This is a genomic window from Ruegeria sp. CRTD044 (genome assembly GCF_059613485.1).
Genome location: NZ_JBXWSP010000016.1, coordinates 95,011 through 106,365 on the forward strand (window position 1 = coordinate 95,011; position 11,355 = coordinate 106,365).

Here is an 11,355-nt window from a genome sequence, read left to right on the forward strand (position 1 = left end):
CGATACATTGCCCGCCAACACCAGTTCAGGAACCATTGATGCAGCGTTACGAATACAAGGTCGTCCCGGCCCCCAAGAAAGGCACCAAAGCCAAAGGGGTCAAAACGCCCGAGGGCCGGTTTGCCGTCACTATCGAGCATTTGTTGAACGAGTTGGGTGCGAAAGGCTGGGAGTACCAGCGCGCCGAGCTGCTGCCCAGCGAGGAGCGGGTCGGCCTGACCGGAACCGCAGAAAACTGGCGCAATGTTCTGGTGTTTCGCCGTGCGGTCGAAACCGAAGTCGCCAACGACGACATCGCCGCACTCCTGACCCCGCCAGAAGAGGATGACACTCCTCTGGCACGGCCGGTTCCTGGCCCGGACGATGCGGCTGCGGCCGGTCAAGTCGAGGCTCCGGCCCGCATCGCGCAGGATCATGACGACCCGCCGTTGACGCTGAAGCCGGCCAAGTCAGAAGATGCCCCCAAAGCGGATGCCGAGGAAGAGAAAGAAAAGCCCGACAGCTAAGCGAAGGCCTCGTCAGGCCGGCGCGGCACCATAGGCGTTTTCGGCCTGCTCGCTGGGTTGAATGTAGAAATACAGAAGGATCAGCGTACCGATCAGCGGAATCAAACCGATCAGGATCCACCAACCGGAGCGCCCGGTGTCATGCAGACGCCGCACGCCCACCGCGATGTTCGGCACGATCACGCCAAGCGCCACAAGAAATGACAACGGCTGACCGGCTTCGGGCGCGAATGCGCTGAACCCCAGCAGAGGGGCCACCAACGCCCCGTCGATCAGACGTGTGACAATCAGCACCAGAAAGATCGCCAGCACCCACCACCAGAACTCGGACCGCGGCGCGCGCCCCTGAAAGGTTGCGTATTTTGACAGCACCGTACGAACGGCGTGGCTCATCTGTTCCATAGTTTCCTCCGCGCAAATCACGGGAAACATAGCAGATTGTTGGAAAAAACCGACAATAATCGAAAAGTCAGGCGAAAGGCTTCAGTCACCGATGTCCAAAGCCAGGGCGTGGATGCGCGGAACGATGTCGCCCAGGGCCTTGTGAACGGCCCGGTGACGCGCAACGCGGGACTGCCCCTGGAAGGCGGCTGCGCGGATTCGGACGTTGAAGTGGCTTTCGCCGCCTTCCTGAAACCCTGCGTGGCCGCGATGGCGTTCACTGTCATCCACAACTTCCAGCTCACGCGGGTTGAACTCGGCCTGAAGTCGCTGGCGGATTTCGTCGGTCACGGTCATTTTTGCGCTCAGCGGCAATTATTTTGCCGCGCCCCTCTTCTACTTTCGATCACTTAGATTAAACTGCTGCCTCCGAGTCGAAAAGACGCGTTCATGAGGATGAGCATATGGTGAAATCAGATCCCTTCGGATTCGACATGTCGGTGTCCAGCGCCAAGAAGAAAAACCCGCGCGGGCGTCGGGGCATGTCGGGCGCGTCCGAGACCTCGACCCGGGTCTGTGACCACGAAGGATGCCAGGAAGCCGGCAAGTTCCGCGCGCCCAAGGCACCGGATGTGCTAGACGACTTTTTCTGGTTCTGCCAGCAGCACGTGCGCGAATATAATCAGAAGTGGAATTTCTTCGACGGCACCACCGAGGCCGAGTTGAACGCCCAACGGTCGAAAGACAAAGTGTGGGAACGCGAAACCAAGCCCATGGGCGACCCCGAGGCGCGGGCCTGGGCCCGGCTTGGCATTGAAGATCCGCATCAGGTTCTGGGCGAAAACGCGACCAAGAACCCTGGTCGGGCCGCAACAGGCCGTCGCCTGCCGCCTACTGAGCGTCGTGCGATCGAAATCCTCGAAGCCAAGGACACTTGGACCAAGGCCGAGGTTCGCAAAGCCTACAAAAAGCTGATCAAGGTGCTGCACCCGGACATGAACGGCGGCGACCGCAGCCAGGAAGAACAGCTGCAGGAAGTCGTCTGGGCCTGGGATCAGATCAAGGACAGCAGGAACTTCAAATAGCGGTTTTAGTGCGCGAACGTATCGCGTAACGCAGCAGCTTCGGGGCGTTTTAGGCAACGTACGCGCGTTTGCTCAAAAGCGGATGCCGCGTTTCGCAGTTCGGGAAATAGCACACGGAGTTCCTCGGCATCTTCCCGATCGAAGGACATCACCGCCATTTCACCTAAAAACAAACTTTCAGTTGGCAAACCATTCGACAACAGTATCGCGTGGCGATAGCAAGCAATATGGTAGTATGTAACGGGATCATAAGTATTTACTTGGCGAATTGTATGATCGTTAACAAGATGAACTGCCGCGGCGAAAACTTTTGGCTCTCCAAACAGCAACTCTGCGCGCCAACCCTCCACGACAATCCTATGTTGTGGAGAAACGTACAAATCTCGGTCAGGCAGTCCTTTTCCGAATGCACCTTTCTGAATGCAAACCGGACGTAACTGGGGGTTTCGCTTCAAAGCTTCTGCCTGCAGGGTCTTCTCTCCGATCCACTCGATGCGTAGCAGTTCACCACTGGAAGCACGCACTTTGTCACCAACAGCGAGTTCCTCAACAGCGCGACAGCCACTTTCAGTTTCAATCAATGTCCCTTTCACGAAACACGGCACCGTTCCAGCGGGCAACCTAACGGTTACCCCAATCGAGGCATTGTTGCCATTTCCAGACCCGCTGGAGGCTCTGACGATCAAACTCAGAGTTGTATTTGGGGGAACAATAACCCCCGGCTGCAGGTCCACTGTTAGTAAACCAGCACTGGAAATCGTAACCGAGTAATCTGAAGGGGAAAGAAGTCCGTCATCTGTTACAGATACAAACCAAGACGCTGGCTTGCTGGAGTTGTAGTCCACAGAAAATGTGTCCGTGTTCGGAGGAAAGAAAATCGTCGTTGGACCGGAAATTACTAAAGCCATGGCAACCTTTTACTTAAACTAAGTCCGAAATAGTATACCACCTCCACAACACATTTCAATATCTGCACGTGACGAGCCACAAGTTGTGACGATTTCTTGTGGCATTTGCCCGAGGTCACTTTCCCGTTCGCCGAAAGTGTTGCCCTGCCTAGTTTCTACACGTCCTTAGGATGACGCTGAATCCAGAAACTGCCATCTCGACGTCTGGTATTGCCACCTGACAGTTCTGGCTCGCGACTAGCAAAGAAATCTGCTGTGTACTTGAGCAACTTGCAAAAAGCCCCATGAGACCATTTTTCATATGTCTGATAAGGTCATTTTCAACACTTGGGTTATTGAGTACTTACCTGCATACAGCATTTCCGACACATGGATCGGCATGTGCGTCCGAACAGGCCGCAGTGCCTTTGTTGACAAACGCGGCTTGACCTGCACCTGGTACGCGTCGCGACCAAGGATCGCCCGCGCGTCAATAGGGCCAGTTTGAAAGAAAAACCTGCTCACCTTTCCAAGGGGGCCGCTTTCCCTTGCCCTTATCTGCAATATGTTGCACCACACACGGGTTCAAACCCGGCAAAACGGGCCAAAGGATAAGGACAAGGCGAATGGCTGACGGATCGACCGATATCAACGCAAAACCCACCGAAGAGATCTCGGTCCGTGACGTGTTCGGGATCGACAGCAATATGTCCGTCAAAGGGTTCGCCGAAAGCAGCGACCGCGTGCCGGCAATCGACCCTACCTACAAGTTTGATCCCGAAACCACGCTGGCAATTCTGGCCGGGTTCACCCACAACCGCCGGGTGATGATCCAGGGCTATCACGGCACCGGCAAATCGACCCATATCGAGCAGGTCGCTGCGCGACTGAACTGGCCTGCCGTGCGCGTCAATCTGGACAGCCACATCAGCCGGATCGACCTGATCGGCAAGGATGCGATCAAGCTGCGTGATGGCAAACAGGTGACTGAATTCCACGAAGGCATCCTGCCCTGGGCGCTGCGCAACCCTGTGGCCATCGTGTTCGACGAATACGATGCAGGCCGCGCCGACGTGATGTTCGTGATCCAGCGGGTTCTGGAGCATGACGGCAAGCTGACCTTGCTGGACCAAAACGAGATCATTACGCCCAACCCCTATTTCCGCCTGTTCGCCACTGCCAACACCGTGGGCCTGGGTGACACCACCGGCCTGTATCATGGCGTTCAGCAGATCAACCAGGCCCAGATGGACCGCTGGTCGCTGGTGGCGACGCTGAACTATCTCAGCCACGACGCCGAGGTCATGATCGTTCTGTCCAAGGCGCCGCATTACAACACCGAAAAAGGCCGCAAGACCGTCAGCCAGATGGTCACCGTTGCCGACCTGACCCGCACGGCGTTCATGAACGGCGATCTGTCGACCGTGATGAGCCCGCGTACGGTTATCAACTGGGCACAGAACGCCGAAATCTTCCGCGACGTGGGCTACGCCTTCCGCCTGTCTTTCCTGAACAAATGCGACGAGCTGGAACGGCAGACCGTTGCCGAGTTCTATCAGCGTTGTTTTGATGAAGAACTGCCGGAAAGCGCGGCCAGCGTGAGCCTGGGTTGATGGCATCGGCTGCGCCCGGTTCGGGCGCAACGCCCCCGGCGGGGACATCGGGGGCCAGATGAAGACGGGGTCCGGTCACTTCGACCGGGCGTCGGGCCTAAGGGCGTGAGTGAGGGCTGATAGATATGGCGCAGAAGAACGACAACCCTGCTGATCCGTTCAAGAAGGCTCTGGCCGAGGCGACCAAGGTCATGGCCGATGATCCCGAGTTGTCGGTAAGCTATTCCGTCGACCCGTCGGGCCTGTCCGGAGACTCGATGCGCCTGCCGCAGGTGTCACGTCGAATGACACGCGAAGAGGTTCTTTTGGCGCGGGGCACCGCAGATGCCCTCGCGCTGAACCGGCGCTACCATGACGATGCGACGCATGCGCGCTATGCGCCTCCCGGAGATATGGCGCGCGACCTCTATGAAGCGATGGAAACCGCCCGGTGCGAAGCGATGGGCGCCCGGGACATGCCCGGCACGGCTTCGAACATTGACGTCAAGATCGGCCACGAGGCGTTGCGGCGCGGCTATGACCAGTGCAAGCAACCCTCCGAGGCACCGCTTGCGGTGGCGGCGGGTTATCTGATCCGTCATCTGGCCACGGGGCGTGAATTGCCCGCTGCAGCCGAGAACGTCATGAACCTGTGGCGCGGGTTCATCGAGGAACAGGCCGGCGGTGTGTTGGAGAATCTCGACGAGGTGCTCTCGGATCAGGCCGAATTCGCCAAATTCGCGCGCCAGATGATCAAGGATCTGGGCTATGGCGACCAGTTGGGTGACGACCCGGACGAACTGGACGAAGATCAGGAAGATCAGGCCGAGGAAGACGCCGAAGAACAGCCCGATCCGGACAGCACTGGCCAGGACGACCAAGACGAACAGGACGCCGACGCGACGCCCGAGCAAACTCAGGAAGAGCAACAGGATCAGTCTCAGGCACAGGTCTCGATGGACGAGATGGCCGAGGACGAGATGGGTGAAGAAGCCGAGATGCCCGAGGGCGAAGCGCCTTTGGAGCCGCCTGCCCCTCCGCCCGCATCCGAGGCCGATCCGGACTACATGGTCTACCTGAGCACGCATGACGAAGAGATTGCGGCCGAGGACCTTGCCGAGCCCGCCGAACTGGAACGGCTGCGCGCCTATCTTGATCAGCAGCTCGAGCCGCTGAAGGGCGCCGTCAGCCGCTTGGCCAACAAGCTGCAGCGCCGCCTTCAGGCACAGCAGAACCGCAGCTGGGAGTTTGACCGCGAAGAGGGCATTCTGGATGCCGGCCGGCTGGCGCGGGTGGTGGCCAACCCCACGACGCCGCTCAGCTTCAAGGTCGAGAAGGATACCGAGTTCCGCGACACCGTGGTGACACTGTTGCTGGACAATTCGGGCTCGATGCGTGGACGGCCGATTTCCATCGCAGCAATCTGTGCCGATGTTCTGGCCCGCACGCTGGAACGGTGCAACGTGAAGGTCGAGATCCTGGGCTTCACGACGCGGGCATGGAAGGGTGGACAAGCGCGTGAGGCGTGGCTGAACGACGGCAGGCCGCAGCAACCCGGCCGCCTGAACGACCTGCGCCACATCGTCTACAAGGGCGCCGACGCGCCTTGGCGCCGCGCACGGCCCAATCTTGGCCTGATGATGAAAGAAGGCCTTCTGAAGGAAAACATTGACGGCGAGGCGCTGGAATGGGCCCACCGCCGGATGCTGGCGCGCCGCGAACAGCGCAAGATCCTGATGGTGATCTCGGATGGGGCTCCGGTCGATGATTCAACACTCAGCGTGAACCCGGCCAACTACCTTGAGAAGCATTTGCGTGATGTCATCGCCATGGTCGAAAAGCGCAAGATGGTCGAGTTGCTGGCCATCGGCATCGGCCACGATGTCACCCGTTATTATGATCGTGCGGTTACGATCACCGATGTCGAACAGCTGGCAGGAGCGATGACCGAGCAATTGGCCGCGCTGTTCGACAGCGACCCGCGCGCGCGGGCCCGCGTGATGGGCATGAAAAAGGCCGGCTGAGGCCGGTCTTGCCTCCAGCGGGAGTATTTCAAAGAAAGGTGAAGGCAGGCGATCAAGACCTGTAGTGAGCCGAAGGAGAAGCAGATGTTCCAGTCTTTCGAAGTCACGGCGCGGCCCGAACAGGGGCCGCCACGATTGGCGGCGTTGCGCACAGAATTGGAGCACGAACGACTGGATGGCTTCATCGTCCCGCGTGCCGACGCGCATCAGGGCGAATATGTAGCCGCCCGCGACGGGCGGCTGGCATGGCTGACCGGGTTCACTGGTTCTGCCGGGTTCTGCGTTGCGCTGCGAAACGTGGCCGGCGTATTTGTGGACGGACGGTATCGCACTCAGGTCAAGGCGCAGGTGGCGTCCGATTTCACGCCGGTACCGTGGCCCGACGTAAGCCTTTCGGCGTGGTTGAAGCAGCAGTTGCCCGATGGAGGGAAGGTGGCGTTCGATCCCTGGCTGCATTCCGCCGGACAGATCACAGCAACCCGGGCCGAGCTGCAGAATTGCGGGATCGAGTTGGTTCCGTCGGACAATCTTGTGGACCGCATCTGGTCCGACCAGCCACCACCGCCAATGAACCCGGTCAAGGTGCACCCGCTGGAATTTGCAGGCGAAAGCGCCGAAAGCAAGGTCTCGCGGCTGGCTTCGGCGCTTGCTCGAAACGGACGGTCGGCTGCCGTCATCACGCTACCGGATTCGATCATGTGGCTGCTCAACATCCGCGGGTCAGACATTCCGTACAACCCGGTTGCGCATGGGTTTGCGATTTTGCAGGCCGACGGGCACGTGGACCTGTTCATGGCCGCAAAAAAGCTGAATGGGATGGACGAGCATCTGGGGCCGCGGGTTTCGATCCACGAGCCCGACGCGTTCCTGAACGCTATTGCGGCGCTTGAGGGCGCGGTGCAAGTGGACATGGGAACTCTGCCGCAGGCCGTTGCCGATGTGCTTGGCGACCGGGCTGTGGACGGCGGCGACCCCTGCGCCCGGCCCAAGGCCTGCAAGAACGAAGCCGAAATTGCCGGCAGCGCCGCCGCGCATCTTCGTGACGCCGCCGCAGTGATCGAAACACTGTGCTGGCTGGATGCCCAACCACCCGGCAGCCTGACCGAAACGCAAGTGGTCACACGGCTAGAGGAGAACCGGCGGCGCGACAATGCGTTGCAGGATATCTCGTTCGACACCATTGCCGGCACCGGGCCAAACGGCGCCATTATGCACTACAGAGTGACCGAGGAAACTGACAGCCGGCTTGAGGACGGTCATATTCTGGTTCTGGACAGCGGCGGACAGTATCTGGATGGCACCACGGACATCACCCGGACGATCCCCATCGGCACGGTGGGAGACGAGGAAAAGACCTGCTTTACCCGGGTTCTGAAGGGAATGATCGCGATGTCGCAACTGCGCTGGCCCGTTGGCCTGGCCGGTCGAGACATCGAGTGCATCGCCCGGGCACCTTTGTGGGCCGCGGGCCAGGATTTCAATCACGGCGTCGGCCATGGTGTCGGCGCATACCTGAGCGTTCACGAAGGGCCACAGCGCCTGGCGCGGGTCAGCCACGTTCCGCTCGAGCCCGGGATGATCCTGTCGAATGAACCGGGTTACTACCGCGAAGGTGCCTTCGGCATTCGGATTGAAAACCTGCTGGTTGTTGAGGAGGCCCCCGCCCTGCCCGGCGCAGATCCCGAGCGCGCGATGCTGTGCTGGCGGACACTGACATATGTCCCCATCGATCGACGCCTGATCGTCGTCGACATGCTGACCAGTGCCGAGCGTGATTGGCTGAACGCGTATCACCGGGACGTGGCGGAAAAAGTCCGGCCAAGACTGTCACATGCCGCGCAACTGTGGTTGGATGCCGCAACCGCGCCCTTGTGACACCCGTTTGTCACATAGTGTGGGCATAGGCGAAGGCCTGAACACAACGAGGCCGCGACGACGAGGGAAGGAGCAAACATGACAGATTACATCAAGATCCGCAAAGCACCTGGCAAGTGGTGCGTCAGGTCCGGTGGCGCGATTCTGGGCGAAACGTCCAACGCCCTGGAATTGTTGGAAGGCGATCTGGCCCCCGTCATCTACTTTCCGCGCGCAGACATCGCGATGGCCTTTCTGGACAAGACCGACAAGTTGACCCATTGCCCGCACAAAGGCGATGCCACGCATTACTCGATCGTCAACAAGTCGAGTGTGACGCAGAATGCGGTGTGGAGCTATGAAGATCCAATTCCCGCCGTTGCCGAAATCAAGGGCTACCTTGCGTTCTACCCGCTGGAGTCGGTGAAGGTCGAACAGATTTGAGGTCCGGACAAACCTGGCCCTCAACTACGTCTGTCAGAAACTGTAGCTGTATCCGAGAATGAGCGAGTGCGAAGAGTAGCGGCCATTCGTGAGATCTGTCGGGATGAACACTTGGGTCGTGGTGAAATCAAGATCGCCGGTCGTCTTGTAGCGGTACCCGATGTCAATGTTCCCGCGTTCCCCTACCTGAAAGCGTCCGCCAAACCCCAATTGCCCCGCAATGGCGGTGTCACTGTCATCGACCAATGTGACGCCAGCACCGGACTGACCGTCGTGGGACACGCGCGCAAACCCGAGCCCGCCACCAACATAGGGCTTGAACCTGCCCTGTACCGGGACGTCATACCAAAGGTTTGCCATCCCGAACGTCGCATCAAAGCTTCCGTCATACTGAGTAAACGGGCGACCGATTTCCTTGGTATCATTCGAAGCATATGAAAGTTCGAACTCGGCCCGGAAATTTGACGCGACACGTAGTCCGACGGCCAGACCGTAGGTTACGCCGTTGTCGGTTGTGATGGTGCCTTGGCCAACCACGACCGAAGGAATTGTCTGGAAAAAATCAAAATCATAGTCGCCCATATCGGTGGTACCGAGAAAGCCGGTCACATACGGAGCCTCCTGCGCCCGCGCGGGGACAGCACCAATCATCGAAACCGCAACCACGACAGTCCGCATAGGAAATCGCTAGAAACGAACGTTCAAGCGACAATCAAAGCGGCTTTCCGGAGAATTTCGTCATTCAAACCAGGCGTCGCCGCATTGATGGATACAGCGGACAAGTTGTTGGATAACCCGCAGCGGCTCGCCAGCCACTGCTGCGTCATGAGTGTTCCTCGGCAGCTGTTGCGGCCAGTGCACGGTTGTACGCCTTCAATGCGTCCACGTGGTACAAGGCTCCGACCGGGTTCTCGACCCCGTCATCATCCCGAACAACCACCGGGAGCCAGGTGATTCCGTCTCGATCGAAATACGGCATTGCCGCCTCGAGGGTTGCGCTGGCCCGGACGCAGAGGCCCTGCTCGATCATCTCCTGCACCTCTTCCCTGCTTGCCGTATTCGGATCTCCCAGCGGTCGCATCACGGCCCCGGCGCGCAGCATCGCCAGCAAATAAGCCTGTGGCCCGGCGGCCAAATGCACCCCGCGGCGCTCCAGCTGGGTCAGGAAGAAGGACCGGTCCACAAGGCGCGAGGCCAACGCCGTGGACATGGACACCGAGACCATCACGGCAAGCCCGATCTGCCAGTCTCCGGTCAATTCGAACACAATCAACGTGGTCGAAATCGGAGCGCCCAGAACCGCCGCCGCGACAGCACCCATGCCGGCAAAGGCATAAAGCGTATGCGTGCCCGAAACGCTTGGCAGAAGGCCTGTGGCGATCAGGCCAAAGGCAAGGCCGGTCAGCGCGCCGATCATCAACGACGGAGAAAACACCCCGCCGCCCATACGGCCACCCATGGTTATGGCCACTGCCACGGTTTTCATCACGGCAAACAGGATGGCCGTGGTCAGCACCAGATCTCCGGTCAGGGCACGGATGGTCGTCTCGTATCCGACGCCGATGATATGCGGGAACCACACCGCCAGCACGCCCAGCATCGCGCCGGACACGGCGGGTCGCAGCCAGCGCGGCAGCGACAGGCGCGCCTGCACGTGATTGCCGAAATCTTCGGCAAAAAAGATCGACCGCATCAGCAACAGCGAGACCAGCCCACAGATCAGCCCAAGGATCAAAAAGGCCGGAAGTTCGACGTAGAATTGCAGGGATCCGGGCGTATCCAGGACAAACTCTGTCACATCGCCATATGCCAGCCGGTTGATGACGGTGCCAGCCACCGACGCGATCACGATCGGTGCGAATGCGTGGACTGCAAAATGACGCAACACGACTTCCAACGCGAACAGCGCTCCGGCGATCGGGGCGTTGAAACTGGCCGATACAGCGGCAGCCACCGCGCAACCCAGCAGGTCGCGGCCGGTTATTCCATCCGCATTGATGCGCTGGCACACCCAGGTCGAAATCACGCCGGCCATGTGCACGACAGGTCCTTCCCGGCCCGTCGACCCGCCCGTGCTGAGTGTGATCAGCGAGGCGAAAAACGACGCGACCCCGGCCTTGGTTTCGACCCGGCCATCGCTGATCGCGGATCCTTCGATCACATCGGCGACAGACCGAACTCTCCCGTCATCGGTAAAACGGTGCAGGATGATACCGACGACCAGCCCTCCAACCGTGGGGATCGCCAAAATCCAGGTCCAGTGCAGTTTCTCCGCAAAGCTGTGCAGAAACAGGATGTCATCGGTCTGATAGACCAGCGCTTGCAGAGCCGCGATCCCCTTGCGAAATCCCAAGGCCATGAAACCTGCCGTGATCCCGATCACCAGCGCAATAAACCAGAACTGGATCTGGCTTGGCCCGCGGTGCCGCAGCACCCGCCACGCGTCCTTGAGCGCGGCCAGGGCCTGGTTGAGCTGAGTGCGCAGGACGGTTCGGGTTGATTGTGTCATAGGGCTTTGTGGATAAACAGGTATCCCTTACTAAGCCACGCCGGGCGCTTAGAAAAGTCGGCTGACAAGATAT

At 59.6% G+C, this 11,355-nt stretch carries 11 protein-coding genes; 6 read left to right on the forward strand and 5 right to left on the reverse strand.

Annotation, left to right across the window (positions count from 1 at the left end; translation table 11 throughout):
* Positions 1 to 38 precede the first annotated feature (38 nt).
* Positions 39 to 506: a DUF4177 domain-containing protein gene (locus AC2FNL_RS12800; RefSeq protein WP_496833880.1), complete on the forward strand. Its 468-nt coding sequence runs from the start codon at positions 39 to 41 to the stop codon at positions 504 to 506.
* A gap of 12 nt (positions 507 to 518) precedes the next feature.
* On the opposite strand, the gene AC2FNL_RS12805 is transcribed toward AC2FNL_RS12800, so the two are convergent.
* Positions 519 to 908, reverse strand: a complete 390-nt coding sequence (locus AC2FNL_RS12805) for a DUF805 domain-containing protein (protein ID WP_475143242.1) — start codon at positions 906 to 908, stop codon at positions 519 to 521.
* Positions 909 to 989: 81 nt separating this feature from the next.
* The gene (locus AC2FNL_RS12810) at positions 990 to 1,244 is read right to left on the reverse strand and encodes a BolA family protein (RefSeq protein ID WP_093964863.1); all 255 of its coding nucleotides are present in this window, start codon (positions 1,242 to 1,244) and stop codon (positions 990 to 992) included.
* 107 nt (positions 1,245 to 1,351) lie between these two features.
* On the opposite strand from AC2FNL_RS12810, the gene AC2FNL_RS12815 reads away from it, so the two are divergent.
* Positions 1,352 to 1,972, forward strand: coding sequence for a J domain-containing protein (locus AC2FNL_RS12815; RefSeq protein ID WP_093964862.1), 621 nt, complete (start codon positions 1,352 to 1,354; stop codon positions 1,970 to 1,972).
* A gap of 5 nt (positions 1,973 to 1,977) precedes the next feature.
* Here the strand turns inward: AC2FNL_RS12815 and AC2FNL_RS12820 are convergent, their stop codons facing one another.
* Positions 1,978 to 2,880, reverse strand: coding sequence for a Hint domain-containing protein (locus AC2FNL_RS12820; RefSeq protein ID WP_496833881.1), 903 nt, complete (start codon positions 2,878 to 2,880; stop codon positions 1,978 to 1,980).
* Between the two features lie 605 nt (positions 2,881 to 3,485).
* On the opposite strand from AC2FNL_RS12820, the gene cobS reads away from it, so the two are divergent.
* The 4 genes from cobS (at position 3,486) to AC2FNL_RS12840 (ending at position 8,773) form a co-directional block, all read left to right on the forward strand.
* A complete protein-coding gene (cobS, locus tag AC2FNL_RS12825; RefSeq protein WP_093964859.1) occupies positions 3,486 to 4,472 on the forward strand; it encodes a cobaltochelatase subunit CobS in 987 nt (328 codons plus the stop codon).
* 125 nt (positions 4,473 to 4,597) lie between these two features.
* Positions 4,598 to 6,475: a cobaltochelatase subunit CobT gene (gene cobT / locus AC2FNL_RS12830; protein WP_496833882.1), complete on the forward strand. Its 1,878-nt coding sequence runs from the start codon at positions 4,598 to 4,600 to the stop codon at positions 6,473 to 6,475.
* 84 nt (positions 6,476 to 6,559) lie between these two features.
* Positions 6,560 to 8,350 (forward strand): aminopeptidase P family protein, encoded by a 1,791-nt coding sequence (locus tag AC2FNL_RS12835; RefSeq protein ID WP_496833883.1) that lies wholly within the window; start codon positions 6,560 to 6,562, stop codon positions 8,348 to 8,350.
* Between the two features lie 78 nt (positions 8,351 to 8,428).
* The gene (locus AC2FNL_RS12840) at positions 8,429 to 8,773 is read left to right on the forward strand and encodes a DUF427 domain-containing protein (RefSeq protein WP_170340310.1); all 345 of its coding nucleotides are present in this window, start codon (positions 8,429 to 8,431) and stop codon (positions 8,771 to 8,773) included.
* A 33-nt stretch (positions 8,774 to 8,806) separates the two neighbouring features.
* Here the strand turns inward: AC2FNL_RS12840 and AC2FNL_RS12845 are convergent, their stop codons facing one another.
* The gene (locus AC2FNL_RS12845; protein WP_496833884.1) at positions 8,807 to 9,451 is read right to left on the reverse strand and encodes an outer membrane protein; all 645 of its coding nucleotides are present in this window, start codon (positions 9,449 to 9,451) and stop codon (positions 8,807 to 8,809) included.
* A gap of 145 nt (positions 9,452 to 9,596) precedes the next feature.
* Positions 9,597 to 11,282: a chloride channel protein gene (locus AC2FNL_RS12850; RefSeq protein WP_093964854.1), complete on the reverse strand. Its 1,686-nt coding sequence runs from the start codon at positions 11,280 to 11,282 to the stop codon at positions 9,597 to 9,599.
* Positions 11,283 to 11,355: the final 73 nt, after the last annotated feature.

What these genes read in the sequence shown, in the direction of transcription:
- cobS (WP_093964859.1), top strand. Translation starts at nt 3,486, where the DNA reads ATGGCTGACGGATCGACCGATATCAACGCAAAACCCACCGAAGAGATC.
- AC2FNL_RS12810 (WP_093964863.1), bottom strand. Translation starts at nt 1,244, where the DNA reads ATGACCGTGACCGACGAAATCCGCCAGCGACTTCAGGCCGAGTTCAAC.
- AC2FNL_RS12840 (WP_170340310.1), top strand. Translation starts at nt 8,429, where the DNA reads ATGACAGATTACATCAAGATCCGCAAAGCACCTGGCAAGTGGTGCGTC.
- AC2FNL_RS12805 (WP_475143242.1), bottom strand. Translation starts at nt 908, where the DNA reads ATGGAACAGATGAGCCACGCCGTTCGTACGGTGCTGTCAAAATACGCA.
- cobT (WP_496833882.1), top strand. Translation starts at nt 4,598, where the DNA reads ATGGCGCAGAAGAACGACAACCCTGCTGATCCGTTCAAGAAGGCTCTG.
- AC2FNL_RS12845 (WP_496833884.1), bottom strand. Translation starts at nt 9,451, where the DNA reads ATGCGGACTGTCGTGGTTGCGGTTTCGATGATTGGTGCTGTCCCCGCG.
- AC2FNL_RS12820 (WP_496833881.1), bottom strand. Translation starts at nt 2,880, where the DNA reads ATGGCTTTAGTAATTTCCGGTCCAACGACGATTTTCTTTCCTCCGAAC.
- AC2FNL_RS12815 (WP_093964862.1), top strand. Translation starts at nt 1,352, where the DNA reads ATGGTGAAATCAGATCCCTTCGGATTCGACATGTCGGTGTCCAGCGCC.
- AC2FNL_RS12800 (WP_496833880.1), top strand. Translation starts at nt 39, where the DNA reads ATGCAGCGTTACGAATACAAGGTCGTCCCGGCCCCCAAGAAAGGCACC.
- AC2FNL_RS12835 (WP_496833883.1), top strand. Translation starts at nt 6,560, where the DNA reads ATGTTCCAGTCTTTCGAAGTCACGGCGCGGCCCGAACAGGGGCCGCCA.
- AC2FNL_RS12850 (WP_093964854.1), bottom strand. Translation starts at nt 11,282, where the DNA reads ATGACACAATCAACCCGAACCGTCCTGCGCACTCAGCTCAACCAGGCC.